This window comes from Pseudomonas sp. M5 (assembly GCF_016907075.1).
Classification (GTDB): domain Bacteria; phylum Pseudomonadota; class Gammaproteobacteria; order Pseudomonadales; family Pseudomonadaceae; genus Aquipseudomonas; species Aquipseudomonas putida_E.
The window spans coordinates 3,142,501-3,168,373 of sequence record NZ_JAFBBH010000001.1 but is presented as its reverse complement, the minus strand read 5'-3'; the positions used below and the strand labels follow the sequence as shown (position 1 = coordinate 3,168,373).

The 25,873-nt window shown below is 61.1% G+C and carries 25 protein-coding genes and 1 rRNA gene (1 of these 26 cut by a window edge); 16 read left to right on the top strand and 10 right to left on the bottom strand.

The annotated features are described in order from the left end of the window. The first annotated feature begins 144 nt into the window (after positions 1–144). The 7 genes from JOE27_RS14515 to trpE all read left to right on the top strand — a co-directional run bounded on the left by JOE27_RS14515 (position 145) and on the right by trpE (position 7,682). On the top strand, positions 145–1,269 hold the full coding sequence (locus JOE27_RS14515; RefSeq protein ID WP_039601666.1) for an ABC transporter ATP-binding protein: 1,125 nt from the start codon (positions 145–147) through the stop codon (positions 1,267–1,269). Positions 1,270–1,309: 40 nt separating this feature from the next. After that, positions 1,310–2,344: an ABC transporter substrate-binding protein gene (locus tag JOE27_RS14510; protein WP_115273027.1), complete on the top strand. Its 1,035-nt coding sequence runs from the start codon at positions 1,310–1,312 to the stop codon at positions 2,342–2,344. Positions 2,345–2,411: 67 nt separating this feature from the next. Beyond that, complete coding sequence (locus tag JOE27_RS14505) at positions 2,412–3,659, top strand: ABC transporter permease (protein ID WP_046787582.1); 1,248 nt, start codon at positions 2,412–2,414, stop codon at positions 3,657–3,659. An 11-nt stretch (positions 3,660–3,670) separates the two neighbouring features. After that, positions 3,671–4,498, top strand: coding sequence for an ABC transporter permease (locus JOE27_RS14500; protein WP_012316549.1), 828 nt, complete (start codon positions 3,671–3,673; stop codon positions 4,496–4,498). A 145-nt stretch (positions 4,499–4,643) separates the two neighbouring features. Further along, positions 4,644–5,318, top strand: a complete 675-nt coding sequence (rpe, locus tag JOE27_RS14495; RefSeq protein WP_012316548.1) for a ribulose-phosphate 3-epimerase — start codon at positions 4,644–4,646, stop codon at positions 5,316–5,318. Beyond that, on the top strand, positions 5,315–6,133 hold the full coding sequence (locus JOE27_RS14490) for a phosphoglycolate phosphatase (protein ID WP_119687861.1): 819 nt from the start codon (positions 5,315–5,317) through the stop codon (positions 6,131–6,133). The genes rpe and JOE27_RS14490 overlap by 4 nt, the downstream gene beginning before the upstream one ends. Positions 6,134–6,200: 67 nt before the next feature. Beyond that, positions 6,201–7,682: an anthranilate synthase component I gene (gene trpE, locus JOE27_RS14485; protein WP_174142583.1), complete on the top strand. Its 1,482-nt coding sequence runs from the start codon at positions 6,201–6,203 to the stop codon at positions 7,680–7,682. A 36-nt stretch (positions 7,683–7,718) separates the two neighbouring features. On the opposite strand, the gene estP is transcribed toward trpE, so the two are convergent. Next, positions 7,719–9,608, bottom strand: a complete 1,890-nt coding sequence (estP, locus tag JOE27_RS14480) for an esterase EstP (RefSeq protein WP_119687860.1) — start codon at positions 9,606–9,608, stop codon at positions 7,719–7,721. Between the two features lie 373 nt (positions 9,609–9,981). Here estP and JOE27_RS14475 point away from each other — a divergent pair, with 373 nt between their 5' ends. The 4 genes from JOE27_RS14475 to JOE27_RS14460 are packed head-to-tail and all read left to right on the top strand — an operon-like array spanning position 9,982 to position 13,214. Then, positions 9,982–10,575, top strand: a complete 594-nt coding sequence (locus tag JOE27_RS14475; protein WP_046787586.1) for an aminodeoxychorismate/anthranilate synthase component II — start codon at positions 9,982–9,984, stop codon at positions 10,573–10,575. Between the two features lie 9 nt (positions 10,576–10,584). Then, positions 10,585–11,634, top strand: coding sequence for an anthranilate phosphoribosyltransferase (trpD, locus tag JOE27_RS14470; protein WP_125924638.1), 1,050 nt, complete (start codon positions 10,585–10,587; stop codon positions 11,632–11,634). Continuing rightward, on the top strand, positions 11,631–12,464 hold the full coding sequence (gene trpC / locus JOE27_RS14465; RefSeq protein WP_204919018.1) for an indole-3-glycerol phosphate synthase TrpC: 834 nt from the start codon (positions 11,631–11,633) through the stop codon (positions 12,462–12,464). The genes trpD and trpC overlap by 4 nt, the downstream gene beginning before the upstream one ends. Before the next feature lie 45 nt (positions 12,465–12,509). Next, positions 12,510–13,214, top strand: coding sequence for a lipoate--protein ligase family protein (locus JOE27_RS14460; RefSeq protein WP_119687858.1), 705 nt, complete (start codon positions 12,510–12,512; stop codon positions 13,212–13,214). On the opposite strand, the gene crp is transcribed toward JOE27_RS14460, so the two are convergent. Next, entirely contained in the window at positions 13,211–13,855 is a 645-nt protein-coding gene (crp, locus tag JOE27_RS14455; RefSeq protein ID WP_046787604.1) for a cAMP-activated global transcriptional regulator CRP, read from the bottom strand. The genes JOE27_RS14460 and crp overlap by 4 nt on opposite strands. A 191-nt stretch (positions 13,856–14,046) precedes the next feature. Between crp and JOE27_RS14450 the strand changes: the two genes are divergently transcribed. Further along, positions 14,047–14,469 (top strand): OsmC family protein, encoded by a 423-nt coding sequence (locus JOE27_RS14450; protein ID WP_004376171.1) that lies wholly within the window; start codon positions 14,047–14,049, stop codon positions 14,467–14,469. 111 nt (positions 14,470–14,580) lie between these two features. On the opposite strand, the gene JOE27_RS14445 is transcribed toward JOE27_RS14450, so the two are convergent. The 6 genes from JOE27_RS14445 to hemJ form a co-directional block, all read right to left on the bottom strand. Next, on the bottom strand, positions 14,581–15,621 hold the full coding sequence (locus tag JOE27_RS14445) for a DUF2157 domain-containing protein (protein ID WP_204919015.1): 1,041 nt from the start codon (positions 15,619–15,621) through the stop codon (positions 14,581–14,583). A gap of 10 nt (positions 15,622–15,631) precedes the next feature. Next, positions 15,632–16,279 carry a 2-polyprenyl-3-methyl-6-methoxy-1,4-benzoquinone monooxygenase gene (coq7, locus tag JOE27_RS14440; RefSeq protein WP_012316538.1) on the bottom strand — a complete coding sequence of 216 codons (648 nt, stop codon included), beginning with the start codon at positions 16,277–16,279 and terminating at the stop codon, positions 15,632–15,634. A gap of 66 nt (positions 16,280–16,345) precedes the next feature. Beyond that, positions 16,346–16,684, bottom strand: a complete 339-nt coding sequence (locus tag JOE27_RS14435) for a histidine triad nucleotide-binding protein (RefSeq protein WP_115273019.1) — start codon at positions 16,682–16,684, stop codon at positions 16,346–16,348. Positions 16,685–16,749: 65 nt separating this feature from the next. Further along, a complete protein-coding gene (locus tag JOE27_RS14430; protein ID WP_204919012.1) occupies positions 16,750–17,532 on the bottom strand; it encodes an SDR family oxidoreductase in 783 nt (260 codons plus the stop codon). A gap of 67 nt (positions 17,533–17,599) precedes the next feature. After that, positions 17,600–18,556, bottom strand: a complete 957-nt coding sequence (locus JOE27_RS14425) for a nitronate monooxygenase family protein (protein ID WP_119687855.1) — start codon at positions 18,554–18,556, stop codon at positions 17,600–17,602. A gap of 30 nt (positions 18,557–18,586) precedes the next feature. Further along, positions 18,587–19,012: a protoporphyrinogen oxidase HemJ gene (gene hemJ, locus JOE27_RS14420; RefSeq protein WP_046787594.1), complete on the bottom strand. Its 426-nt coding sequence runs from the start codon at positions 19,010–19,012 to the stop codon at positions 18,587–18,589. Positions 19,013–19,154: 142 nt separating this feature from the next. Here hemJ and argC point away from each other — a divergent pair, with 142 nt between their 5' ends. After that, positions 19,155–20,189 carry an N-acetyl-gamma-glutamyl-phosphate reductase gene (gene argC / locus JOE27_RS14415; RefSeq protein ID WP_046787595.1) on the top strand — a complete coding sequence of 345 codons (1,035 nt, stop codon included), beginning with the start codon at positions 19,155–19,157 and terminating at the stop codon, positions 20,187–20,189. A gap of 167 nt (positions 20,190–20,356) precedes the next feature. Beyond that, positions 20,357–20,707, top strand: a complete 351-nt coding sequence (gene erpA / locus JOE27_RS14410) for an iron-sulfur cluster insertion protein ErpA (RefSeq protein ID WP_046787605.1) — start codon at positions 20,357–20,359, stop codon at positions 20,705–20,707. A 59-nt stretch (positions 20,708–20,766) separates the two neighbouring features. Here erpA and JOE27_RS14405 read toward each other — a convergent pair whose 3' ends face one another. Both JOE27_RS14405 and JOE27_RS14400 read right to left on the bottom strand, forming a co-directional pair. Then, a complete protein-coding gene (locus JOE27_RS14405) occupies positions 20,767–21,858 on the bottom strand; it encodes an anhydro-N-acetylmuramic acid kinase (RefSeq protein ID WP_115273016.1) in 1,092 nt (363 codons plus the stop codon). A gap of 3 nt (positions 21,859–21,861) precedes the next feature. Further along, positions 21,862–23,280: a peptidoglycan DD-metalloendopeptidase family protein gene (locus JOE27_RS14400; RefSeq protein WP_115273015.1), complete on the bottom strand. Its 1,419-nt coding sequence runs from the start codon at positions 23,278–23,280 to the stop codon at positions 21,862–21,864. 217 nt (positions 23,281–23,497) lie between these two features. On the opposite strand from JOE27_RS14400, the gene tyrS reads away from it, so the two are divergent. Both tyrS and JOE27_RS14390 read left to right on the top strand, forming a co-directional pair. Then, a complete protein-coding gene (gene tyrS / locus JOE27_RS14395; protein WP_046787598.1) occupies positions 23,498–24,697 on the top strand; it encodes a tyrosine--tRNA ligase in 1,200 nt (399 codons plus the stop codon). A gap of 573 nt (positions 24,698–25,270) precedes the next feature. Next, positions 25,271–25,873 (top strand): 16S ribosomal RNA (locus JOE27_RS14390) (it continues 934 nt past the right edge of the window).

Here is a 25,873-nt window from a genome sequence, read left to right as displayed (position 1 = left end):
TCCAATCCCGCCATCGGTGTAGGGCAATCCCTACACAAATTCTTCCAGCCGGATGATGGCATTCTCTCAGCGCCCCCGATTTCCGGGCGCTTGCGTCTTCTTTAGTCTTTGCCTACGCAGTCATTCCAACAAGAAGGTGCAGGCATGAGCGAGGCGAATTCGAACGCGACCACCGGTGAGACGCTGGTCAGTTTCCGTGGTGTGCAGAAGAGCTACGACGGCGAATCGCTGATCGTCAAAGACCTCAACCTGGACATTCGCAAGGGTGAATTCCTCACCTTGCTCGGCCCTTCCGGCTCGGGCAAGACCACCAGCCTGATGATGCTGGCGGGTTTCGAGACCCCGACCGCCGGTGAAATCCAGTTGGCCGGGCGCTCCATCAATAACGTGCCGCCGCACAAACGTGACATTGGCATGGTGTTCCAGAACTACGCACTGTTCCCCCACATGACCGTGGCGGAAAACCTCGCTTTTCCGCTGAGCGTGCGCAACCTGAGCAAGACCGACATCAGTGAGCGGGTCAAGCGGGTACTGAACATGGTGCAGCTCGATGCCTTCGCCAAACGCTACCCTGGCCAGCTTTCCGGTGGCCAGCAGCAGCGCGTGGCCTTGGCCAGGGCGTTGGTGTTCGAGCCGCAGCTGGTGCTGATGGACGAGCCGCTCGGCGCGCTGGACAAGCAGCTGCGTGAACACATGCAGATGGAGATCAAGCATATCCACCAGCGCCTGGGTGTAACCGTGGTCTACGTAACCCACGACCAGGGCGAGGCGTTGACCATGTCCGACCGTGTGGCCGTGTTCCATGAGGGCGAGATCCAGCAGATCGCCGACCCGCGCACTCTTTATGAGGAGCCGCGCAACACCTTCGTCGCCAACTTCATCGGCGAGAACAACCGCATCAACGGCACGCTGCTGGCCAGTGACGGTCATCGTTGCCAGGTGCAGCTGGCCCGCGGCGAGCGGGTCGAGGCGCTGGCGGTGAACGTCGGCCAGGCTGGGGAGCCGGTGACCCTGTCGGTACGCCCGGAGCGCGTGCGCCTCAATGGCCACAGCCAAAGCTGCGTCAATCGCTTCTCCGGCCGCGTGGCCGAGTTCATCTACCTGGGCGACCATGTACGGGTACGTCTGGAAGTCTGTGGCAAGGCTGACTTTTTCGTGAAACAGCCGATTGCCGAGCTCGACCCGGCCTTGGCCGTGGGCGATGTGGTACCGCTGGGCTGGGAGGTGGAGCACGCGCGCGCGCTCGATCCGATTGCCGAAGCCCACTGATGGATTGCTTCACCAACCCTGTACTGTGGAGAGAATAATAATGCGCAAGCAGCTGAAACTGACCGCCCTGGCCCTTGGCCTGTTCGCCGCCGGCCAGGCCATGGCGGCAGACCTGACCGTAGTGTCCTTCGGCGGCGCCAACAAGGCGGCCCAGGTCAAGGCGTTCTACGAGCCATGGGAGAAGGCCGGCAAGGGCAAGATCGTCGCTGGCGAGTACAACGGTGAAATGGCCAAGATCAAAGCCATGGTCGACACCAACAGCGTGTCTTGGAACCTGGTGGAGGTGGAGTCGCCAGAACTGGCCCGTGGTTGCGATGAAGGCATGTTCGAGGAGCTCGACCCGGCTCTGTTCGGCAACGAAAGCGATTATGTGAAGGGCGCCATCCAGCCGTGCGGCGTGGGCTTCTTCGTTTGGTCCACGGTGCTGGCCTACAACGCTGACAAGCTCAAGACAGCCCCGACCAGCTGGGCCGATTTCTGGGACACGAAGAAATTCCCGGGCAAGCGCGGCCTGCGCAAGGGCGCGAAGTACACGCTCGAGTTCGCCCTGATGGCCGACGGCGTTGCGCCCAAGGATGTGTACCAGGTGCTGGCCACCAAGGGCGGCGTGGACCGCGCCTTCAAGAAACTCGACGAACTCAAGCCGAGCATCCAGTGGTGGGAAGCGGGCGCCCAGCCGCCGCAGTACCTGGCCTCGGGTGATGTGGTCATGAGCTCGGCCTACAACGGGCGCATTGCTGCGGTGCAGAAAGAGAGCAACCTCAAGGTGGTGTGGAACGGTGGCATCTACGACTTCGACGCTTGGGCCATCCCGAAAGGGGCCAAGAATGTCGAGGAAGCGAAGCAATTCATCGCTTATACCGTTCAGCCCGAGCAGCAGAAGACCTACTCCGAGAACATCGCCTACGGCCCGGCCAACTCCAAAGCCGTGCCGCTGCTGGCGGACGCGGTGAAGAAGGACATGCCGACCACGCCTGAAAACATCGCCAACCAGGTGCAGATCGATGTGGCCTTCTGGGCCGACAACAGCGAGCAACTGGAGCAACGCTTCAACGCCTGGGCGGCGAAGAAGTAAGGCGCCTCGAAGGAGCGCCGGCCCGTTGGCTGGCGCTCCCTGTTCCCCTGTTTTTGCGGAGTTCGCCATGGCCATTGCAGTGCCCCTCAACGAAGGCGCAGGTCCAAGTCTCAAGCAGCGCCTCAAGCACGCCGAGCGGGTCAACCGCTGGAAGGCGCAGGCGCTCATCGCGCCGCTGGCGCTGTTTCTCCTGCTGGTGTTCCTGGTGCCCATCGCGGCGCTGCTGTTCAAGAGCGTCGACAACCCGGAAGTGGTCGGCGGCCTGCCGCGCACGGTCCAGGCTGTGTCGCAGTGGGATGGCAAGAGCCTGCCTGGCGAGGAGGTTTACAAGGCCCTGAGCCAGGACCTGGCCGAATCGCGCAAGAACCAGACCTTGGGCGACCTGTCCAAACGCCTGAACATGGAGCTGGCCGGCTACCGCAGCCTGCTCTCCAAGACCGCTCGGGCGCTGCCGTTCAAGGCCGAACCTGCCTCTTACAAAGAGGCCTTGCAGGCCCTCGATGAACGTTGGGGCGACCCGGCTTACTGGCAGGCGATCCGCCGCAACACCAGCAGCGTGACTTCTTATTACCTGCTGGCATCGGTCGACCACCGTATCGATGACCTCGGCGAGTTGGCCAAGGCCACCCCCGACCAGTCCATCTACCTGGACATCTTTGCCCGCACCCTGTGGATGGGTGTGGTGATCACGGCCATCTGCCTGGTGCTGGCGTATCCGCTGGCTTACCTGCTGGCCAACCTGCCGACCCGCCAGGGCAACCTGCTGATGATATTGGTGTTGCTGCCGTTCTGGACGTCGATTCTGGTGCGGGTGGCTGCATGGATCGTACTGCTGCAGTCAGGCGGCCTGATCAACAGTGCATTGATGGCCATGGGCATCATCGATCAGCCGCTGGAGCTGGTGTTCAACCGCACCGGCGTGTACATCTCGATGGTCCACATCCTCTTGCCGTTCATGATCCTGCCGCTATACAGCGTGATGAAGGGCATTTCGCCGAGCTACATGCGTGCAGCGATCTCCTTGGGTTGCCACCCGTTCGCCAGCTTCTGGCGGGTGTACTTCCCGCAGACCTACGCGGGCGTGGGCGCCGGTTGCCTGCTGGTGTTCATCCTGGCCATCGGTTACTACATCACCCCGGCGCTGCTCGGCAGCCCGAACGACCAGATGGTCAGCTACTTCGTGGCCTTCTATACCAACACCAGCATCAACTGGGGCATGGCTACCGCGCTGGGCGGGCTGTTGCTGCTGGCGACCGTGCTGCTGTACCTGATCTATAGCTGGCTGGTCGGTGCCAGCCGCCTGCGCCTGAGCTGAGGAGCCTAGTGATGCTTAGCCCATACATGTCGCCCGTGGAACGGGTGTGGTTCTACAGCCTGCGTATCCTTTGTGGCCTGATATTGCTGTTTCTGGTGTTGCCGGTACTGGTGATCGTGCCGCTGTCGTTCAACAGTGGCAGCTTCCTGGTGTACCCACTGCAAGGCTTTTCCCTGCAGTGGTATCACGATTTCTTCGCCTCGGCCGAGTGGATGCGCGCCCTGAGGAACAGCGTCATCGTCGCCCCGGCGGCCACGCTGCTGGCCATGGTGTTCGGTACGCTGGCAGCGATCGGGCTTACCCGCGCCGATTTTCCGGGCAAGTCGCTGGTCATGGCGCTGGTGATTTCGCCGATGGTGGTGCCGGTGGTGATCATTGGTGTAGCCAGCTACCTGTTCTTTGCCCCGTTGGGGATGGGTAACAGCTTCATTTCGCTGATCCTGGTGCACGCGGTGCTGGGTGTGCCGTTCGTCATCATTACCGTGTCGGCGACCTTGCAAGGCTTCAATTACAACCTGGTGCGTGCGGCTGCCAGCCTGGGGGCCTCACCGGTGGTTGCGTTTCGCAGGGTCACCTTGCCGCTGATCGCCCCCGGAGTGATCTCTGGGGCGCTGTTCGCCTTCGCGACCTCGTTCGATGAGGTGGTGGTGACGCTGTTCCTCGCCGGGCCAGAACAGGCCACCCTGCCGCGGCAGATGTTCAGCGGCATTCGCGAGAACTTGAGCCCGACGATTGCAGCGGCGGCGACCTTGCTGATCGGTTTTTCGGTGGTGCTGCTGCTGACCCTGGAGTGGTTGCGCGGGCGCAGTGAGAAGCTGAGGACTCAGCAGCCTGCGTGATTGATCGGCCTTTTCGCAGGACTGCCTGCGAAAAGGCCGATGCTGGCGTCCCAGTGACCCCTTCACACGGATTGATGCCAATCAGCCCCTATCCAGTTCCCTGAGTTACAATGCGCGCCACCTAGATTCTGCCAACAGGTGCGCCATGCAGCCCTACGCTATTGCCCCCTCCATTCTCTCCGCCGATTTCGCCCGTCTGGGCGAGGATGTCGACAAGGTACTGGCCGCGGGTGCCGACATCGTCCACTTCGACGTGATGGACAACCACTACGTACCCAACCTGACCATTGGCCCGATGGTCTGCACCGCCTTGCGCAAGTACGGTGTGACCGCGCCGATCGATGTGCATCTGATGGTCAGCCCGGTAGACCGCATCATCGGTGACTTCATCGAAGCCGGTGCCAGCTACATCACCTTCCACCCGGAAGCCTCGCAGCACATCGACCGCTCGCTGCAGCTGATCCGTGACGGTGGCTGCAAGGCCGGCCTGGTGTTCAACCCGGCTACCAGCCTGGACGCGCTGAAGTACGTGATGGACAAGGTCGACATGGTGCTGCTGATGAGCGTCAACCCAGGCTTTGGCGGACAGAAGTTCATCCCTGGCACCTTGGACAAGCTGCGCGAAGCCCGTGCGCTGATCGACGCCAGTGGCCGTGATATTCGCCTGGAAATCGACGGTGGGGTGAACGTCAACAACATCCGCGAAATCGCTGCCGCTGGCGCAGATACCTTCGTCGCCGGCTCGGCGATCTTCAACGCGCCGGATTATCAGGAAGTGATCGCCAAGATGCGCGCCGAACTGGCTCAGGCCCGCCCATGAGCGGTTTCGAGCAGCTGTTCCCCGGGACGCTGCCCAGGCTGGTGATGTTCGATCTGGACGGTACCCTGATCGATTCAGTCCCCGACCTGGCCGCAGCCGTTGACCGTATGCTGCTCGAACTTGGCCGTCCGGCCGCTGGCCTTGACGCCGTGCGGCACTGGGTCGGCAACGGCGCACCGGTGCTGGTGCGCCGCGCACTTGCCGGCGGCCTTGACCACGCGACCGTAGACGATGAACTGGCCGAGCGCGGCCTTGCACTGTTCATGGAGGCGTACGCCGAAAGCCATGATCTGACGGTTGTCTACCCTGGTGTGCACGACACCTTGCGCTGGCTGCGCAAGCAGGGCGTGGAAATGGCACTGATCACCAACAAGCCTGAACGCTTCGTCGCACCGTTGCTCGACCAGATGAAGATCGGCCGTTATTTCCGCTGGATCATCGGCGGCGATACCCTGCCACAGAAGAAGCCCGACCCTGCTGCGTTGCTGTTCGTCATGAAAATGGCCGGCGTCGAGCCCGGCCAGGCGCTGTTTGTGGGGGACTCGCGCAGTGATGTGCTGGCGGCCAAGGCTGCCGGCGTGCAGTGCGTTGGGCTGAGCTATGGCTATAACCACGGCCGGCCGATCGATGAGGAAGCGCCCAGCCTGGTCATAGGCGACCTGCGCCTGCTGCTGCCTGGTTGCGTAGTCACCGACACTGGGATAACGTTGGCGGACCTTCAAGCCTCACAAGACAGAGAGCCCACCGTGGTGGTTACCGGCAAATTGTGGATGAAAGTCATCAAGGCCCTGGCCCGTTGGCGTTGGCGCGCCTGACTTCTGCCCGCCGGCCTTTGCCGGCCCGTCCGTTTGCCCGACTCTCATTGTTGCTCCGAGGCTACTCATGACCCGCGAAGAATTCCTGTGCCTGGCCGCTGCCGGCTACAACCGCATTCCATTGGCCTGTGAAACCCTGGCCGACTTCGATACCCCGCTTTCTATCTACCTGAAGCTGGCAGACCAGGCCAACTCGTACCTGCTCGAGTCGGTGCAGGGCGGTGAGAAGTGGGGCCGTTATTCGATGATCGGCCTGCCGTCGCGTACGGTGATGCGTGTGCATGGCTATCACGTGAGCATTCTGCACGATGGCGTGCAGGTCGAAAGCCATGATGTCGAAGACCCGCTGGCATTCGTCGAAACTTTCAAGGACCGCTACAAGGTCGCTGACATTGCCGGCCTGCCGCGTTTCAACGGTGGCCTGGTCGGTTACTTTGGCTATGACTGCGTTCGCTACGTGGAAAAGCGCCTGGGCGCTTGCCCCAACCCTGACCCTCTGGGCGTGCCGGATATCCTGCTGATGGTTTCGGATGCCGTGGTGGTGTTCGACAACCTGGCCGGCAAGATGCATGCGATCGTACTGGTCGATCCGTCCGAAGAGCAGGCTTTCGAGCAAGGCCAGGCGCGCCTGCAAGGGCTGCTGGCCAAGCTGCGCGAACCTATCACGCCGCGACGCGGCCTGGACCTGAGCGGCCCCATGGCGGCAGAGCCGGCGTTCCGCTCCTCCTTCACCCAAGAGGATTACGAGCGCGCTGTGGACACCGTGAAGGAGTACATCCTGGCCGGTGACTGCATGCAAGTGGTGCCGTCCCAGCGCATGTCGATCGACTTCAAGGCAGCGCCCATAGACTTGTACCGTGCGCTGCGCTGCTTCAACCCGACGCCATACATGTACTTCTTCAACTTCGGGGACTTCCACGTTGTTGGCAGTTCGCCGGAAGTGCTGGTGCGGGTGGAAGACAATCTGGTCACCGTGCGCCCGATTGCCGGTACCCGTCCAAGGGGGGCCAACGAGGAGGCCGACCGAGCGCTGGAAGATGACCTGCTTTCGGACGACAAGGAGATCGCCGAGCACCTGATGCTCATCGACCTGGGCCGCAACGATGTGGGCCGTGTGTCCTCCACCGGTAGCGTGCGCTTGACCGAAAAGATGGTGATCGAGCGCTACTCCAATGTCATGCACATCGTTTCCAACGTGACCGGGCAACTGGCCGAAGGCTTGACCGCGATGGATGCACTGCGGGCGATTCTGCCGGCAGGTACCTTGTCGGGTGCACCGAAGATCCGCGCGATGGAGATCATCGACGAACTGGAGCCGGTCAAGCGTGGCGTCTACGGTGGTGCGGTGGGCTACTTTGCCTGGAATGGCAACATGGATACCGCGATTGCCATTCGCACGGCCGTGATCAAGGACGGCGAACTGCATGTGCAGGCAGGTGGCGGCATTGTCGCCGACTCGGTGCCGGCGCTGGAGTGGGAAGAAACCATCAACAAGCGCCGGGCGATGTTCCGTGCGGTGGCGTTGGCTGAGCAACGTCCTGCCGAGTAATTCTCAGGCGTGGGGCCGCATGGCGGCCCCATCCGGTTAAAAGTCGACGCTGACGCCCAAGCTTATTCCTTGCTGGGTCAACTCGTCGCTCTTGCGCCAGTTGTAGTTCCCGCGCAGGTGCACCCCCGCCACCAGCTCATGGCTGACCCCAAGGCTGGCACGAGTCAGGTCGCTCTGCGGTGTGTACCCGGTCAGCGTGAAGTCATTGGCTGGCAGTGTCGTCAGGTGCATCGTCACATCCTGCTGGTCATCCTCGAACTCATGTTCTTGCGCCACCTCGGCAAACAGCCTGGTGCTGGCCAGTACCTGCACGCTGCCCAGCAACCCTACGCCCAGGCGACGCGAAGTGCGTTCCTGGTCATCGAAGCCCAGGGCCGTCGAACGTCCGCTCTTCTCGTCATAACCATCCACCTTCACTCGCGCGTAGTCGGCGCTGATGAACGGCGCCAGCTGCCAGTCACTGCTATCGGCTGCCAGGTTGTATCCCAGTCGACCGGTCACAGCCCAGGCTTCGCCGTCGGTATCACCTTTCTCGCTTCGGTCATTCACGCCTAGGGCGAAGGTGCGTTTGAGGTCGTGATAGTCCAGGTGCCCTGCGCTCAGCACTGCGTCGGCCCACCAGCGGTCCTCACGAAACTGGGCGAAGGCACTGGCCAGGTAGCTGTCGAGCTTGTAGTCCGAGTCTTGTTCGCCTGCCTCCAGTTTCTGGCGATAGACCCCGCCGGCAAGCCCTAAGCGCCAAGCGTCGTTCAGCCGGTAGCTGCCACCCAGGGTGAGGTTGTAGCCGCGCCCGTCAGCGTTGGCAGAACTGCGCTCGCCGTCGAAGTCCAGATCTTGCGCGCCAGTGGCAACAAAGGCCTGCCATTGGCCAGCCGCCTGCCAGGGCGCCTGCCATTGATTACGTAGTTCGTCCTGATGCGCGCGCAGGCTGGCGTGGGCCATTTCCGGCAGCAGCGTCAGCTCCCAGGGTGCGGAAAGGATCGAGTAGCCGTAGTCGGCAATCAGTTGCTGGCCGGCGATGGTTGGGTGTACCGAGTCGTTGAACAGCAGCTTGGTGGGGTCGGGCGTGGTGCCATTGATGCCGTACAGCGGGTTTTCCACGCAACTGTTGCCGCTGTAGCAGGTGCCGACCAGATTCTGCCCGCTGGCCAGGCCGAATTGCGTCGGGCTGGCCAGTGCTTCGTTCAGCAGTACGGGAATGTTCAGTGGAATGATTTCGGCATCGATCTGGCCCAGTTGGCTGACCAGTGACTGGTTGAACACGCTGGACAGTTGCGACAGGGCGTTTTGCTGCGGCGTGCCGCTGAAATTCGGCGTTTGGCCGAGGTCGGGTAGCAGCCAGACCATGATGTAGCGGGCACCGCCTTGTTGCAGGGCCTGGGCGCTGGCGGCCAGGCGCGATCCTGCGACGGCGGCATCGGCAGGGCTGCTCACCAGGCCTTGCAGAAAGTCGTTGCCGCCACCGGTCAGGTAGTAGAGGGCATTGGGGTCTGCGCGCAAGCCATTGGCCAGATACCCGGGCTTGTCGCGTAGTACCAGGCCGGCAAAAGGTTGGCCTGGCGGAATGACTGTCTCGGAAGTGGTGGTGATCGAATCCAGGATCTGCTGCGTGGTGTAGCCGCCAACGGCCCAGTTGTTGCCGTCGGGGCGTATGCCGAGGGACGTGGACGGATTGAGATCTTCCGCGCTCACACCCAGGCGTGCGCCGAGGATCATCGGCGAGACAGGTGCAAAGTTGCCATTCTCATCACGGTTGGTAAAACGCATACCGGCAGTACCGCCGGTCAGGTCAGGAAATTGCCCGGCATCGCTGAGGCTGTCGCCGAAGACGATCATTGTCGAGTAAGGCGAGGGGGCTGCGAAAGCCTGGCTGCAGGCGAGCGCCAACGTAGCCAAGGTGAAACGTAGCAAAGGTGCTTTTCGCATCTGGGAACATCCTTTTCATTGTTTTTATGAGGACAACCCGATCGACCTTAGCAAATCGCGGGGCATGCCTTCCAAGTCCATTCGTTTCCCGTATTTACGGGCATATTGCGCCCGCCGCGCCGGTAGGCTACTGTGCCTGCAAGTATGAGCGAGACCTATCCCGTGTTGATCGTCAGCAAACTCTTGATGCGCGTTATCAAGGCCCACGCCCGTTGGCGTTGGCGCGCCTGACTTTATCTCTTGCCGGCCTGTCCGGCCCGCCCCCGTTTGCCTTCCTGTCCGTTTCCGAGCGCCCCTAGTGGCAACGCCGTGTCTGTTTTTGGTGTAGGAAGGTTCGACTTTTAAAGTCAGTAGATTCTAGAGGTTTAGCCCGATGTTACTGATGATCGACAATTACGACTCATTCACTTACAACGTCGTTCAATACCTTGGCGAGTTGGGTGCCGAGGTCAAAGTCATTCGCAACGACGAAATCACCGTTGCCGAGATAGAAGCCCTCAACCCTGAGCGCATCGTCGTCTCCCCTGGCCCTTGCACGCCGAGCGAAGCCGGTGTGTCCATCGAGGCCATTATGCATTTCGCCGGCAAGCTGCCGATCCTTGGGGTCTGCCTGGGCCACCAATCAATCGGCCAGGCGTTTGGCGGCGATGTAGTGCGTGCCCGCCAGGTCATGCACGGCAAGACCAGCCCGGTATATCACCGCGACCTGGGCGTGTTCGCCGGGCTCAACAACCCGCTCACCGTAACCCGCTACCATTCCCTGGTGGTCAAGCGCCAGACCCTGCCAGAGTGCCTGGAAGTGACTGCCTGGACTGCACATGACGATGGTTCGGTCGACGAGATCATGGGCCTGCGCCACAAGACACTGAACATTGAAGGGGTGCAGTTCCACCCCGAGTCCATCCTGACCGAGCAGGGCCACGAGCTGTTCGCCAACTTCCTCAAGCAGACCGGCGGCCGCCGCTAAGGACCGAGCATGGATATCAAAAGCGCGTTGAGCCGTATTGTCGGCCACCTGGACCTTTCCACCGAAGAAATGCGCGATGTGATGCGCCAGATCATGACCGGCCAATGCAGTGAGGCGCAGATCGGCGCCTTCCTGATGGGCATGCGCATGAAGAGCGAGAGCATCGACGAGATCGTTGGCGCGGTTTCGGTCATGCGTGAGCTGGCTGACAAGGTCGAGCTGAAAAGCCTTGATGGCGTAGTCGACATCGTCGGTACGGGCGGTGATGGCGCCAACATCTTCAACGTTTCCACCGCCTCCTCGTTCGTCCTGGCGGCGGCAGGCTGCACCGTGGCCAAACATGGCAATCGCGCAGTTTCCGGTAAGAGCGGCAGCGCTGACTTGCTGGAAGCTGCCGGCATCTACCTGAACCTGACACCTACCCAAGTGGGGCGCTGCATTGACAGCCTCGGTATCGGCTTCATGTTCGCCCAGAGCCATCACTCGGCCATGAAACATGCCGCAGGCCCGCGCCGCGACCTGGGCCTGCGTACCCTGTTCAACATGCTCGGCCCGCTTACGAATCCGGCTGGGGTGAAACACCAGGTGGTTGGTGTATTTAGCCAGGCCTTGTGCCGCCCGCTGGCGCAAGTGCTGCAACGCCTGGGTAGCAAGCATGTGCTGGTCGTGCATTCCAAGGATGGCCTGGATGAGTTCAGCCTGGCCGCGCCTACCTTTGTCGCCGAACTGAAGAACGACCAGATCAGCGAATACTGGGTTGAGCCTGAAGACCTTGGCATGAAGAGCCAGAGCCTGCATGGCTTGGCAGTCGAAAACCCACAGGCGTCGTTGGAGTTGATCCGTGATGCACTGGGCCGGCGCAAGACCGAGAATGGCCAGAAGGCTGCCGAGATGATAGTGCTCAACGCGGGCGCTGCGTTGTACGCCGCTGATCACGCCATGAGCCTGAAGGCTGGTGTGGATCTGGCCCACGATGTGCTGCACACCGGGCTGGCTTGGGAAAAGCTGCAGGAGCTGGGTGCCTTTACAGCGGTATTCAAGGTGGAGAACGAAGCATGAGTGTCCCGACGGTGCTGGAAAGGATAGTTGCCCGCAAGTTCCAGGAAGTGGCTGAGCGCAGCGCGCGCGTCAGCCTCGCCGAAATGGAGCACCTAGCCAAGGGGGCGGATGCCCCGCGCGGGTTTGCTAATGCCCTGATCGAGCAAGCCAAGCGCAAGCAGCCAGCGGTGATCGCCGAAATCAAGAAGGCCTCGCCGAGCAAGGGTGTCATCCGCGAGAACTTCGTGCCGTCGGAAATTGCCGTCAGTTACGAAAAGGGCGGGGCGACTTGCCTGTCGGTGTTGACCGATGTGGACTACTTCCAGGGTGCCGATGAGTACCTGCAGCAGGCGCGCGCCGCTGTTTCGCTGCCGGTGATCCGCAAAGATTTCATGGTCGACCCTTATCAGATCATCGAAGCACGCGCCTTGGGCGCAGACTGCGTGCTGCTGATCGTGTCGGCGCTCGATGACGTCAAGATGGCCGAGTTGGCCGCTACCGCCAAGGACGTCGGTCTCGACGTGCTGGTCGAAGTACATGACGGTGACGAGCTGGAGCGTGCGTTGAAAACGCTTGATACACCGCTGGTGGGGGTCAACAACCGTAACCTGCATACTTTCGAAGTCAGCCTGGAGACCACTCTTGACCTGCTGCCACGCATCCCCCGGGATCGCCTGGCCATCACCGAGAGTGGCATTCTCAACCGTGCCGATGTCGAGTTGATGGAAATCAATGACGTTTACTCGTTCCTGGTGGGTGAGGCGTTCATGCGGGCCGAGCAGCCGGGGTTGGAACTGCAGCGGTTGTTCTTCCCTGAACAGGTGAAGAAGACTGTGCAGCAACTGGACTAAGCAACGTTGAAGCCGGCAATCGCCGGCTTTATCGAAGGTGGATCAATGACCGATCAACCCCTGGCCCTCACCGTCGAGCAGGGCCTGCACGCCGAGCAAGATCTTTTGGCTGCGGTCTGCCGTGGCGAAAACGAAAGTGGTGTGCTGTTCTGGCGCCCGACGGATCATGCGCTGGTCATGCCACGGCGCATGAGCCGCCTGGACAACTTCGAGGCAGCCTGCTCGGAGTTGGCGATCGCTGGCTGGCCAGTGCTGTTGCGTGAAACCGGTGGTGAGCCGGTACCTCAGTCGCATTCGACAGTGAATGTGGCGCTGGTGTATGTCGCTCCACGCAGCGAAGGCGACCATGGCCGTATCGAGAACGCGTATGAACGCCTCTGCCTGCCGTTGTGCGATGTGCTGCGCGAATGGGGCGGTGTGGCTTCGGTGGGCGAGATCGACGGGGCCTTCTGCGACGGCCGCTATAACGTCAACCTCAATGGCCGCAAGCTGGTGGGGACTGCCCAGCGCTGGCGCCAGGGGCTGGGTGGAAAACGGCCGGTGGTGCTGGTGCATGGTGCGTTGTTGCTGGATAACGAGCGCGAGTCGATGGTCGCGGCGGTCAATCATTTCAATGAATGTTGCGGGCTCGAGCAGCGCTGCCGGGCCGATAGTCATATTGCCCTGCACGAAGTGGCGCCCGCTGTACCATGGTTCGAGCGCCTGTCGAAGGCTTACAGCGAAGTGCTTGCAGCGCTGCCCAAGGACTAACGGGTACCGTAAACCACCATGGTCTTGCCCTTGACCTGGACCAGGCTGCGTTCCTCGAGGTCCTTGAGCACGCGGCCGACCATTTCTCGCGAGCACCCGACGATACGGCCAATTTCCTGGCGGGTGATCTTGATTTGCATGCCGTCCGGGTGGGTCATGGCGTCTGGCTGCTTGCACAGGTCCAGCAGGCAACGGGCGACCCGGCCGGTAACGTCGAAGAAGGCCAGGTCGCCCACCTTGCGCGTGGTGTTGCGCAGGCGCTGGGCCATCTGGCTGCCGAGGGCGTAGAGAATCTCCGGGTCCTGGCGGGCCAGGTCGCGAAACTTGTCATAGCTGATCTCCGCCACCTCGCACTCGGTCTTGGCGCGCACCCAGGCGCTGCGCTGCTGATCGCTGCCGGCGGGTTCGAACAAACCCAGTTCGCCGAAGAAATCGCCACTGTTGAGGTAGGCGATGATCATCTCGTGGCCTTCGTCATCCTCAATGAGGATGGTGACTGAACCCTTGATGATGAACGACAGCGTTTCGGCCCGGTCACCCGCGCAGATGATGTTGCTCTTGGCGGTGTAGCGGCGGCGCTGGCAGTGCATCAGCAGCTTGTCGATGTTCTTGATCTTGGCGGGTAGGGCTGAGGCAACCATCACGAAATCCTGTTCGATACGACCCATAGGCTCTGGTGGGGAGTCGGCTAACGCGACGCGTCAGTCAATTGGCGCCAGCTTATCAGACACTGCAGGATGTTTCGGCACAAATGCCAAACGTGTGGAGCTTTTCCGACAGCCACACAAGGCTTAAGCTGACACCCTTTTGCGAGATTCAGGAGTACGGACAGATGAAGGCACGCATCCAATGGGCCGGTGAAGCGATGTTCCTTGGCGAATCGGGGAGCGGGCACGTCGTGGTGATGGACGGCCCACCCGAGGCTGGGGGCCGCAATCTGGGCGTGCGCCCGATGGAAATGCTCCTGCTCGGCCTGGGTGGCTGCAGCAGCTTCGACGTAGTGAGTATCCTGAAGAAATCGCGCCAAGCGGTGGAAAGCTGCGAAGCCTTCCTGGAGGCCGAGCGCGCCAGCGAAGACCCGAAGGTGTTTACCAAGATTCATATGAACTTCGTGGTCAAAGGGCGCGGGCTGAAAGAGGCTCAGGTCAAGCGTGCGGTGGAGCTGTCGGCAGAGAAATATTGCTCGGCGTCGATCATGCTGGAGCGCGCGGGCGTGGAAATCACCCACGGCTACGAGATCGTTGAGCTGGGTTGAGACTTGTGGGCTGCTGCACAGCCCTTTCGCGACACAAGGCCGCTCGAAGGTTCGCGGTCTGTAGGAGCGGCCTTGCGTCGCGAAAGGGCCGCAAGGCGGCCCCGACGCTCTTCAGTTGCGCAAGGCTGGGAGAGCCACTACCAGCCAACGGGGTACGCAACGCCTCAATGACTGGCTGAGGTGCTCCCGGCGCTTCTGATAACCCAGCCCCAGCCCGATTACCCCCAACCCGATCAAGGTCAGCACCACCGGGAACAGCAGCGACTCGGCAAATACCTCGTAAGACAGGTAGCCAAGATAAGCCGCCACCCCCAGCGCCCCGAACACCATGAACACCGGCCGGCGCAGCAGCACCGCCATTGCCATCAGACCCAGGTTGATCAGACAGTACAGCGCCTTACCCAGCTCGCTGTCGCTTTCGATCATCGTCAGCCCACCCCAGAACGCTGCCAGCCCTGCCAGGTAACCCCAGTGGGCGTAATCCTCACGCGTGCGCCCGTCGACCACCAGAAACACCATGAGCAGCCCGAGCCCGAACCACAGCGAAACCGTGCGCCGCTGTTCCCAGCTGAACGGCGAGCCGAACACCCACTCGCTAAGGTCCATCGACATGAACCATAAGGCCACGGCAATCGGCATCACGATAAACGGGTAGGGGATCAGGCGCAGCATCAACAAACCGGCGACCACCGTGGCCGCCTCCATCATCAGCCATCCGCCCTGCACATAGGTGTAGTACTGGTGATAGTCCGTTTGCCGATCGTCCAGTGGCCACCACCCGGCCAGGCGTTCGATGGCAAAGACAGCCAGGGGCACGATGCTTACCGCGACCGCCGCCAAGACGCCAGCTGCGATGGGTTGCTGGCGTTTTTGCAGGTTGAGGGCGAACAGGGTGAGAAGACCGATGTAAAGAACGGCGATGGCCAGCAGCGCCCAATCACCGATTCGCATCCAGGCTTCGGTCAGCAGCCAGCCCATCGCCCCCATGATCAGTAGGGCGCCGAAATAGAAGGCGACGTGTGCCAGCTGGAAACTGCCACGAGCTGCTGGCTGCTGGCGCAGAAAGTCCAGCAGGGCCTTGTCCTGGCCCGGCTGGAGAACTCCTGCTTGTACGGCGCGCGCCAGGTCCTTGGCGTCGATACGGTCCGTCATTGGCGTGCCCTTAGATGCGGTAAGTGCTTTTGGTCATGACCTTGGCCAGCATGCTCATACCGAAACGTACCGGCGCGGGGAAGCGATATCCACCTGCTTCAAGGGCCGAATCGGCGTGTTGCTCTTCGTCGACGCGCATCTGCTCGAGAATGGCACGGGACTTTTCGTCCTCATGGGGGATCTGCTCCAGGTGTTCGTCCAGGTGTTTGCACACCTGATGCTCGGTGGCAGCGACGAAGCCCAGGCTGACCTTGTCGCTGACCATGCCGGCGAGCGCGCCGATGCCGAACGACATGCCGTAGAACAGCGGATTGAGCACGCTGGGGTGGCTGCCCAATTGACGGATGCGCTGTTCGCACCAGGCCAGGTGGTCGATTTCTTCCTCGGCCGCATGCTCCATTGCCTTGCGCACCTGGGGCAGCTTGGCGGTCAGGGCCTGGCCTTGGTACAGCGCCTGGGCGCAGACCTCGCCGGTATGGTTGATGCGCATGAGCCCGGCGATGTGGCGGGTCTGGCTTTCGTCGAGCTCGACGTCGGGCTGGACAATGGCCGGAGACGGCCGGGAGGGTTGGCCGCTGAAGGGCAGCAAGGTGCGCATGGCGGTATCGGCCTGCAGCAACAAGCGGTCGAGCGGCGAATAGTGACGTTCGGTAGCCATCGGGCACCTCCGCTGAAGTGATGCCCGACAGTTTACCTCAATCGCCCGGGGTGGGCTTGCCTTGGGTCAGCCCGGTGGCCAGTGCATCTGGCGCTGGCCGAGCACGTGCATGTGGATGTGGTAGACGGTCTGGCCGCCTTGCTCGTTACAGTTCATGACCACGCGGAAGCCATCGTCGCAGCCAAGCTCCTTGGCCAGGCGCTGGGCGGTGAACAGGATGTGGCCGGCCAGGCCCTTGTCCTCTTCGGTCAGGTCATTGAGCGTACGGATGTGTTTTTTCGGGATGACCAGAAAGTGCACCGGCGCCTGGGGCGCGATGTCGTGGAAGGCCAGAACCTGGTCGTCCTCGTAGATGATCTTCGCCGGGATTTCCCGGTTGATGATCTTGATGAATAAATCGTCCACAGCACTTGCTCCAAGGTGAGTGTCCTGGCCGAGTGTACTTAGCCAGGCGCCGCTCGCCCAGTGGGCTATTCCATTCCGACCGGGCAGTAACGGCGGTGGATGAAGCCTGCAAGCTTGCGCGCCAACCAGCGGGGCAACAGGCGCGGGGCGAATGCCAGCCAGCGGTTGCGGCGAACCGGAATGATCAGCGCCCGGTTTTTCGCCAATGCGCGCACGGTGTACAGCGCCACCTCTTCGGGGCTGAGGCAGCGGCGGCTGCCTTCGAGCCTGGGAGTACGCCGGCGCGAAGAGCGCACCGGGCCGGGGCAAAGGACCGAAACCTTGATGCCCGTGGGCTTGAGCTCTTCGCGCAGGGCTTCGGTGAAATGCAGCACATAGGCCTTGCTGGCGGCATAGGTGGCCATCCAGGGGCCTGGCGCTACGGCGGCCAGGCCGGCGACATTGAGGATCTGCCCACCACCCTGTACTGCCATGAGGTTGCCGATGGCATGGCACAGGCGGCTCATGGCGAGAATGTTCACCTCCAGCAGGTCTTGCTCGTCTGCCCACTCGTGGGCGAGAAACGGGCCATAGGTACGTTGGCCGGCGCAGTTGACCAACAGGTCGATGCGCCGCTCGCCCTCTTCCAGCTCGAGTACGAAACCGGACAGGCGCAGCGGTTGGCTGAGGTCGCAGGCGCGTAGCAGTACTTCGACGCCGAAGCGCTGGGTCAGCTCGATGGCTACCGGCTCAAGGGTTTCACGGTGGCGTGCCACCAGGATCAGATTGCGCCCGCGCCGCGCCAGAGCTTCCGCCAGGGCCAAGCCCAGGCCGCTGGAAGCACCAGTGATCATGGCGTAACGGGTCATGCAAGGCTCCTGAGGGCTAAAGAGGGCGCCTAGTGTACAGCGTGGCCAGGCCAGGTGTTGCCTTTTGCTACAAGGCCTTGGCGCGTAACGCCTGGCTGCGCTCCAGGGCTGCTCTGTATTCGCCGTGCAGGCGCTCGATCAGTGCTGCGGCGCCGGGCAGGTCATGGATATCTCCGACGCCTTGCCCGGCAGACCATACTGTCTTCCAGGCCTTGGCTTCATCATCGATTGGCTTGAGTTTGCCCTGTTCCTGGCCGGCCTTCAGTGCGGCCATGTCAAACCCAGCCTGTTCAAGGCTCTGGCGCAAAAAGCTTGCCGGTATGCCCGAAACCGCTGAGGTATGGACGATGTCCGCTGCATGGGCGCCGAGCAGCATCTCTTTATACGCCTCTTGGGCATGGCTCTCCTGGGTGGCAATGAAGCGAGTCCCCATGTAGGCCAGGTCCGCGCCAAGCAACTGGGCGGCGAGTATTTCATGGCCGTGGTTGATGCAGCCGGCCAATAGCAGGGTCTTGTCGAAAAACTGGCGGATTTCGGCCGCAAGGGCGAACGGGCTCCAGGTGCCAGCATGCCCGCCTGCACCTGCCGCCACCGCGATCAGGCCATCGACGCCGGCCTGTGCAGCTTTCTCAGCGTGACGCCGGGTGGTCACATCATGGAACACCAGGCCGCCATAGCCGTGTACGGCATCGACGACTTCCTTCACCGCGCCAAGACTGGTGATGACTATAGGCACCTGATGCTCGACACACAGGGCAAGGTCAGCCTGCAGGCGCGGGTTGGATGGGTGGACGATCAGATTGACCGCATAAGGGGCTGGCGCCTGCAGCTGCCCAAGGCCCGCTTCGATCTCCTCGAGCCAGCCCTTGAAACCGGCACTGTCGCGCTGGTTCAGGGCGGGGAAACTGCCGACCACGCCGTTGCCGCAGCAGGCCAGGACCAGCTGGGGGTTGGAGATCAGGAACATCGGCGCCGCCACCACGGGCAAGCGCAGGCGTTGTTCGAGCGAAGCAGGCAATGACATGGGCGGGGCTCCTGTACAGTGCGATTGTCGTCAGAACGGTTTGACCACCACAAGAATCACGATGGCCAGCAGGAACAGCACGGGTACCTCGTTGAACCAGCGGTAGTAAACGTGGCTGCGGGTGTTGGCACCGGTGGCAAAGCGTTTGCGCTGGGCGCCGCACATGTGATGGTAGCCGGTGAGCAGGAGCACCAGTGTCAGCTTGGCGTGCAGCCAGCCCTGGCTCAGCCAGCCTGGCGTGAGATAGAGCATCCAGGCGCCGAACACGTAGGTGGCAATCATCGCCGGGTTCATGATGCCGCGGTACAGCTTGCGCTCCATGGTCACGAAGCGGTCCTGGCTGATGCTGTCCTGGCTTTGGGCGTGGTAGACGAATAGCCGGGGCAGGTAGAACAGACCGGCGAACCAGCAGACGACGCTGACGATGTGCAGCGCTTTTATCCATAGGTAAAGCATGGAGAGAGTTCCTTCAGGTATTCACGGTCGTCAGATAGTAGAGGCCAAGCGCCCGAAGGGTCACCCGAAGAGTTGTTACAGGCGCCTTGCGCCCCTATCATCGTGCGCTTTCCAGACGGCTCGTTGATAAGGGGCAAGCGTTATGATCAAGGTCGGTATCGTCGGCGGCACGGGTTACACCGGCGTCGAACTGTTGCGTCTGCTGGCACAGCATCCACAGGCCGAGGTGGCGGTCATCACTTCGCGCTCCGAGGCGGGCGTAGCGGTCGCCGACATGTATCCGAACCTGCGCGGCCACTATGACGGCCTGGCTTTCAGCGTGCCGGACAGCAAGGCTCTGTCAGCCTGCGACGTGGTCTTCTTCGCCACCCCGCACGGTGTCGCCCACGCTTTGGCCGGTGAGTTGCTGGCTGCCGGGACCAAGGTCATTGACCTGTCCGCCGACTTCCGCCTGCAGGACGCTGCCGAGTGGGCAAAATGGTACGGGCAGCCGCACGGCGCGCCGGAGTTGCTCAAGGATGCGGTCTACGGCCTGCCTGAAGTCAACCGTGAGAAAATTCGCCAGGCGCGCCTGATCGCTGTGCCGGGCTGCTACCCGACCGCTACCCAGTTGGGCTTCCTGCCGCTGCTTGAAGCTGGCCTGGCCGACCCGTTGCGCCTGATCGCCGACTGCAAGTCGGGTGTCAGCGGCGCCGGTCGTGGCGCCGCCGTGGGTTCGCTGTTCTGCGAAGCTGGCGAGAGCATGAAGGCCTACGCGGTCAAGGGCCACCGTCACTTGCCGGAAATCAGCCAAGGCCTACGCCTGGCTGCAGGCACGGACATCGGCCTGACCTTCGTGCCGCATCTGACCCCGATGATCCGCGGCATTCACTCGACCCTGTACGCGACAGTGGCCGATAAGTCGGTCGACTTGCAGGCACTGTTCGAGAAGCGCTACGCAGACGAGCCGTTCGTCGACGTGATGCCAGCGGGCAGCCACCCGGAAACCCGTAGCGTGCGCGGTGCCAACGTCTGCCGTATCGCCGTTCATCGCCCGCAAGGTGGTGACCTGGTGGTAGTGCTGTCGGTCATCGATAACCTGGTCAAGGGCGCGTCAGGCCAGGCGGTGCAGAACCTGAACATCCTGTTCGGCCTGGACGAGCGCATGGGCCTGTCCCATGCGGGCCTGCTGCCCTGACAGCAGCCACAAGCGGCAAGCGGCAAGCTCTAAGCTGCAAGTGAGCGTATTGCGTTCAGCTTGGAGCTTGTCACTTGCTGCTTACGTATTGTTGACCGATTTTCTCGGAGAAGCGGATAATGCGCGTCATCGAGTTTTATGGCGGCTACTGCGCCGGGAGAATCAACATGAGCGTCGAAACCTTCACCCCCACGGCTTTGGAATTTACTCACGGCGCCGCGCAAAAGGTGAAGACCCTGGTTTGCGAGGAAGGCAATGATCGCCTGAAGCTGAGGGTTTTCGTGACCGGTGGCGGCTGCTCGGGTTTCCAGTACGGCTTCACCTTCGATGAAGATGTGGCCGAAGATGACACCATCGTCGAGCGCGAAGGTGTATCTCTGGTGGTAGATCCTATGAGCTTCCAGTATCTGGCGGGCGCGGAGGTGGATTACCAGGAAGGCCTTGAGGGCTCGCGCTTCGTGATCAAGAACCCGAATGCCGCTACCACTTGTGGCTGCGGCTCTTCCTTCTCGATCTGAAGCCCGGTGGTACAAAAAACGCCGCGCATTTGCGCGGCGTTTTCGTTGCGATCGCAAGGTCAGGCCGGGTAGATCGCGCCGAGAACCCGCAGCCCCTTGGCTGCCGTCACGCTGGGGCGGTTGGCGGCGATGCCTTCCAGGCAGCAGTGGGCCAGCCAGGCAAATGCCATGCCCTCGACCCAGTCGGGGTCTACGCCATATGCCTGGGTGCTGGTGACCCGGGCATCGGGTAGCAGCGCGTCAAGGCGAGCCATCAATGCACCGTTGCGTGCACCGCCGCCACATACAAGCAGCGCTTCTGTGCCTTGCTGTGCATCGCGCAAGGACTCGATGATGCTGCGCGCCGTCAGCTCAAGCAGCGTGGCCTGAACATCTTCGTCACGATAATGCGGCATGCGAGCGAGATGGCCATCCAGCCAAGGCAGGTTGAACACTTCGCGGCCAGTACTCTTAGGGCCGCTGCCGGCGAAGAAAGGGTCGCTCAGCAACGCGTCCAGCAAATCGGTCTGGACCACTCCAGTAGCTGCCCAGGCGCCGTCTGCGTCATAAGCCTGGCCGCGTTTACGCTCGACCCAGGCATCCAGCAATACATTGCCGGGGCCGCAGTCGAAACCGTGGACCGGCTTGTCGTGCTCGATCAGGCTGAGGTTGCTGAAACCGCCTACGTTGAGCACTGCCAGCCGCTGGCCAAGACGGCCGAACAGGGTTTCATGAAACGCGGGCACCAACGGAGCGCCTTGGCCGCCAGCAGCCACATCGCGCCGGCGGAAGTCGGCTACCACTGTGATCCCGGTCAGCTCGGCGAGTAATGCCGGGTTGCCGATCTGCACGGTAAAGCCACGGGCAGGCTCGTGGCGGATGGTCTGGCCATGGCTGCCGATGGCGCGGATGGCGTCAGGCTGCAGCCCCTGTGTTTTCAGTAGCTGCTGTATACCTTCCGCGGCCAGGCTGGCCCAGCGGTTTTCCGCCAACGCTGCACGTGCGATTTCGTCAGGGCCGCTGGCGCACAGGGCTAGCAGTTGCTGACGCAGGTCGGCGGGCATTGGCAGGTAGTGGGTGGCGAGCAGCTTCAGCTGCTCGCCTTGCTCGATCAGTGCAATGTCCAGGCCGTCGAGGCTGGTGCCAGACATTACTCCCAGGTAGAGCGCCATAGCTCAGCGCTTGTTCGCTGCGAGCATGGTGGCCTTTTCCTGATCCATGCGCGCGATCAGTGGCTTGCTCTGCTGCAAGAACCGCTGACGTTCGGCCTTGGCGATCGGATCGGACATCGGTACCTTCTGGCTCAGCGGGTCGACGTGGACGCCATTGACCTGGAACTCATAGTGCAGGTGCGGCCCTGTAGACAGGCCGGTGGTACCGATATAACCGATGATCTGCCCCTGCTTCACACTGCTGCCGGTCTTGATGCCTTTGGCAAAGCCCTGCATGTGCCCGTAGAGAGTTTTGTACCGGTTGCCGTGGGCGATGATCACTGTGTTGCCGTACCCACCGCGACGGCCGGCCAGCTCGATGCGACCGTCACCGGCTGCCTTGATTGGTGTGCCGCGTGGCGCGGCATAGTCGACGCCCTTGTGTGCGCGGATCTTGTTCAGAATCGGGTGCTTGCGGCCAGCGGAAAACCGCGAGCTGATACGGGCAAAGTCCACGGGGGTACGGATGAACGCCTTGCGCAGGCTGTTGCCGTCGGCTGTGTAGTAGCTGGTGTTGCCCTGCTTGTTGGTGTAGCGCACCGCAGTGTAGGTCTTGCCGCGGTTGGTGAAGCGGGCGGACAGGATGTTGCCTGTACCGATCACCTTGCCATCCATGACTTTCTGCTCGTAGACGACGTCGAATTCGTCACCCTGGCGGATGTCCTGAGCGAAATCGATGTCGTAGCCCAGTACTTTGGCCATGTCCATGGTCAGGCTGTGCGACAGGCCGGCACGCTGGGCCGAGGCCGACAACGAACTTTTGATCACGCCGTGGGCGTAGGCAGTACGTACCAACGGCTTGCTGATTTCGCGGTCGAAGCTGTAGCCCTTGGCGGTCTTTGTCAGGCGGATGGTCTCGAGGGTACTGACCTTGCTTTGCAGGCTGGCCAGTTGGCCGTCCTTGTCGAGTTCGAATTGCAGCACCTGGCCATGCTTGAGCTGGCTGAACTGCTTGGCCTGCTTATTGCTGGCCAGCAGGTCGTGCACCGCATTGGCTGGCAGGCCGACTTTTTCGAACAGGGTGGACAGTGTATCGCCACGCGCCACGGTGACTTCGCGATGCCCAGGCTCCTTGGCCTCTGGTTTCTGTTCTAGGGCTGGGAGTTCTTGAGTAGCTTGCTCGGTTTTGGAGTCGGCACCTTCGATTTGTGCGAACGGTGAGCCTTGATCTGCTTCGCTCTGCACCAGTGGCGCGGCACCGGGCTCGCCCTTCAGTTGCTCTGCCGGGCTTTCCAGCTCGAGGCTGAGGGTGGTCTTCTTGGCTTCGACTTCGCTGGACGGAAATACCAGCAGAGCCAGGCTGAGCAGGGCGGCGATGCCGCTGGCGGCCAGCAGATGGCTTTTCGGATAAAGCGGTGGCGCTTTAGGCGTTTCGTCGGTCATAGGTAAGGTGGCTTTTTGAAGAAAAGTGAATATGGAAAAGATGAATGACATGATGAAGATGAAATAACTGTATAAAATATAACCAAATCCAATTTCACGCAAGGGCGCGTAGACGCCGCGAGGCTGCGGTCAGGTCACATCCCGTTGCGAAACTTGTATTTGATGGCCGATCTTGTATGGTTGGCTCCCCTTGAATCTGAGCCTTGCGGGTCTGTCTATGAAGTCGGTTGAAGAGCAGCTGGCGCTTATCAAGCGCGGTGCGGAAGAAGTGTTGGTCGAGTCGGAACTGGTCGAGAAGCTCAAACGCGGCCAGCCTCTGCGTATCAAAGCAGGTTTCGATCCGACTGCGCCCGACCTGCACTTGGGGCACACCGTGCTGATCAACAAGCTGCGCCAGTTCCAGGAGCTGGGTCATCAGGTCGTCTTCCTGATCGGCGACTTCACTGGAATGATCGGTGATCCGAGTGGCAAAAGCGCGACGCGCCCGCCGTTGACCCGTGAGCAGGTGCTGGATAATGCCGAGACCTACAAGCAGCAGGTGTTCAAGATTCTCGACCCGGCCAAGACCGAGGTCGCGTTCAACTCCACCTGGATGGACAAGCTGACACCGGCGGACTTCATTCGCCTGGCGTCGCAGTACACGGTGGCGCGCATGCTTGAGCGCGACGACTTCGACAAGCGCTATACCACCAATCAGCCGATCGCCATCCATGAGTTCCTTTACCCGCTGGTGCAGGGGTACGACTCGGTAGCCCTCAAGGCTGATGTGGAGCTGGGTGGTACCGACCAGAAGTTCAACTTGCTGATGGGGCGCGAGCTGCAGCGCGCCTACGGCCAGGAAGCGCAGAGCATCGTGACCATGCCGCTGCTCGAAGGGCTGGACGGCGTTAAGAAAATGTCCAAGTCGCTGGGCAACTATGTAGGTATCCAGGAAGCGCCTGGGGTGATGTACAGCAAGCTGGTGTCGATCCCGGACACGCTGATGTGGCGTTACTTCGAATTGCTGAGCTTCCGCTCCATGGAGGAGATCGAGCAGTACCGTGCTGATGTCGCCAATGGTGCGAACCCGCGCGACATCAAGATCAAGCTGGCGGAAGAGCTCGTTGCGCGTTTCCATGGTGAAGAGGCGGCTGCCAACGCCCACCGTGCGGCGGGTAATCGCATGAAAGAGGGAGAGTTGCCGGAAGATCTGCCTGAGATTGAAGTGGCCGCGGCTGAAGACTTGCCGATCGCTGCTGTGCTGAACCGTGCTGGCCTGGTGAAGAACTCGGCGATGGCGCGCGATCTGCTCAATGGTGGTGCGGTCAAGGTTGATGGCGTGGTGGTCGAGCGTGACTTCTTGTTTGCGATTGGCGCCACTCATGTGTGTCAGGCGGGCAAGAAGGCGTTTGCCCGGGTTACGCTCAAGGCGGAGTGAGTGTCTGGTGGCGTAGCTATATATAGAAGCGGGGAGGCCTACAGGCCTCCCCGCTTTGTTTTAGGCGATATCAAGGTTTATTGAAATTAAGCCTTGACGGGCGTTCTAATCCCCTTATAATGCGCCCCACTTCCAGCGTAGTCGGAACGAGAAACTCCTTGAAATTCAAAGAGTTGCTTAATCCAGGTAGTGCTGGTGGTGCTTCGGTCGTCTGATCGATAGCGGTTGAAATGGTGGTTGACAGCGCTTCTAAACGCTGTATGATTCGCCTCCCGCTACGAGAGATCGCAGCGAGCCAAGTGTTTGAAGTTGAACGAGTTTCTCGCAAAAAACTTCAAAATAAACGCTTGACAGGCTCTGAGGAAAGCGTAGAATGCGCGCCTCGGTTGAGACGAAAAGCTCTTAACCAAACGCTCTTTAACAAATCGAATCAAGCAATTCGTGTGGGTGCTTGTGAGTATGGACTGATAGTCAGGAAGATTATCAGCATCACAAGTGGCCATGCGAGAAATCACATAGTCATTTGAGATTGCTGAGCCAAGTTTAGGGTTTCTTAAAAACCCAAGCAGTATTGAACTGAAGAGTTTGATCATGGCTCAGATTGAACGCTGGCGGCAGGCCTAACACATGCAAGTCGAGCGGATGACGGGAGCTTGCTCCTTGATTCAGCGGCGGACGGGTGAGTAATGCCTAGGAATCTGCCTGGTAGTGGGGGACAACGTTTCGAAAGGAACGCTAATACCGCATACGTCCTACGGGAGAAAGCAGGGGACCTTCGGGCCTTGCGCTATCAGATGAGCCTAGGTCGGATTAGCTAGTTGGTGAGGTAATGGCTCACCAAGGCAACGATCCGTAACTGGTCTGAGAGGATGATCAGTCACACTGGAACTGAGACACGGTCCAGACTCCTACGGGAGGCAGCAGTGGGGAATATTGGACAATGGGCGAAAGCCTGATCCAGCCATGCCGCGTGTGTGAAGAAGGTCTTCGGATTGTAAAGCACTTTAAGTTGGGAGGAAGGGCATTAACCTAATACGTTAGTGTTTTGACGTTACCGACAGAATAAGCACCGGCTAACTCTGTGCCAGCAGCCGCGGTAATACAGAGGGTGCAAGCGTTAATCGGAATTACTGGGCGTAAAGCGCGCGTAGGTGGTTTGTTAAGTTGGATGTGAAA

What these genes read in the sequence shown, in the direction of transcription:
- JOE27_RS14515 (WP_039601666.1), top strand. Translation starts at nt 145, where the DNA reads ATGAGCGAGGCGAATTCGAACGCGACCACCGGTGAGACGCTGGTCAGT.
- JOE27_RS14510 (WP_115273027.1), top strand. Translation starts at nt 1,310, where the DNA reads ATGCGCAAGCAGCTGAAACTGACCGCCCTGGCCCTTGGCCTGTTCGCC.
- JOE27_RS14505 (WP_046787582.1), top strand. Translation starts at nt 2,412, where the DNA reads ATGGCCATTGCAGTGCCCCTCAACGAAGGCGCAGGTCCAAGTCTCAAG.
- JOE27_RS14500 (WP_012316549.1), top strand. Translation starts at nt 3,671, where the DNA reads ATGCTTAGCCCATACATGTCGCCCGTGGAACGGGTGTGGTTCTACAGC.
- rpe (WP_012316548.1), top strand. Translation starts at nt 4,644, where the DNA reads ATGCAGCCCTACGCTATTGCCCCCTCCATTCTCTCCGCCGATTTCGCC.
- JOE27_RS14490 (WP_119687861.1), top strand. Translation starts at nt 5,315, where the DNA reads ATGAGCGGTTTCGAGCAGCTGTTCCCCGGGACGCTGCCCAGGCTGGTG.
- trpE (WP_174142583.1), top strand. Translation starts at nt 6,201, where the DNA reads ATGACCCGCGAAGAATTCCTGTGCCTGGCCGCTGCCGGCTACAACCGC.
- estP (WP_119687860.1), bottom strand. Translation starts at nt 9,608, where the DNA reads ATGCGAAAAGCACCTTTGCTACGTTTCACCTTGGCTACGTTGGCGCTC.
- JOE27_RS14475 (WP_046787586.1), top strand. Translation starts at nt 9,982, where the DNA reads ATGTTACTGATGATCGACAATTACGACTCATTCACTTACAACGTCGTT.
- trpD (WP_125924638.1), top strand. Translation starts at nt 10,585, where the DNA reads ATGGATATCAAAAGCGCGTTGAGCCGTATTGTCGGCCACCTGGACCTT.
- trpC (WP_204919018.1), top strand. Translation starts at nt 11,631, where the DNA reads ATGAGTGTCCCGACGGTGCTGGAAAGGATAGTTGCCCGCAAGTTCCAG.
- JOE27_RS14460 (WP_119687858.1), top strand. Translation starts at nt 12,510, where the DNA reads ATGACCGATCAACCCCTGGCCCTCACCGTCGAGCAGGGCCTGCACGCC.
- crp (WP_046787604.1), bottom strand. Translation starts at nt 13,855, where the DNA reads ATGGTTGCCTCAGCCCTACCCGCCAAGATCAAGAACATCGACAAGCTG.
- JOE27_RS14450 (WP_004376171.1), top strand. Translation starts at nt 14,047, where the DNA reads ATGAAGGCACGCATCCAATGGGCCGGTGAAGCGATGTTCCTTGGCGAA.
- JOE27_RS14445 (WP_204919015.1), bottom strand. Translation starts at nt 15,621, where the DNA reads ATGACGGACCGTATCGACGCCAAGGACCTGGCGCGCGCCGTACAAGCA.
- coq7 (WP_012316538.1), bottom strand. Translation starts at nt 16,279, where the DNA reads ATGGCTACCGAACGTCACTATTCGCCGCTCGACCGCTTGTTGCTGCAG.
- JOE27_RS14430 (WP_204919012.1), bottom strand. Translation starts at nt 17,532, where the DNA reads ATGACCCGTTACGCCATGATCACTGGTGCTTCCAGCGGCCTGGGCTTG.
- JOE27_RS14425 (WP_119687855.1), bottom strand. Translation starts at nt 18,556, where the DNA reads ATGTCATTGCCTGCTTCGCTCGAACAACGCCTGCGCTTGCCCGTGGTG.
- hemJ (WP_046787594.1), bottom strand. Translation starts at nt 19,012, where the DNA reads ATGCTTTACCTATGGATAAAAGCGCTGCACATCGTCAGCGTCGTCTGC.
- argC (WP_046787595.1), top strand. Translation starts at nt 19,155, where the DNA reads ATGATCAAGGTCGGTATCGTCGGCGGCACGGGTTACACCGGCGTCGAA.
- erpA (WP_046787605.1), top strand. Translation starts at nt 20,357, where the DNA reads ATGAGCGTCGAAACCTTCACCCCCACGGCTTTGGAATTTACTCACGGC.
- JOE27_RS14405 (WP_115273016.1), bottom strand. Translation starts at nt 21,858, where the DNA reads ATGGCGCTCTACCTGGGAGTAATGTCTGGCACCAGCCTCGACGGCCTG.
- JOE27_RS14400 (WP_115273015.1), bottom strand. Translation starts at nt 23,280, where the DNA reads ATGACCGACGAAACGCCTAAAGCGCCACCGCTTTATCCGAAAAGCCAT.
- tyrS (WP_046787598.1), top strand. Translation starts at nt 23,498, where the DNA reads ATGAAGTCGGTTGAAGAGCAGCTGGCGCTTATCAAGCGCGGTGCGGAA.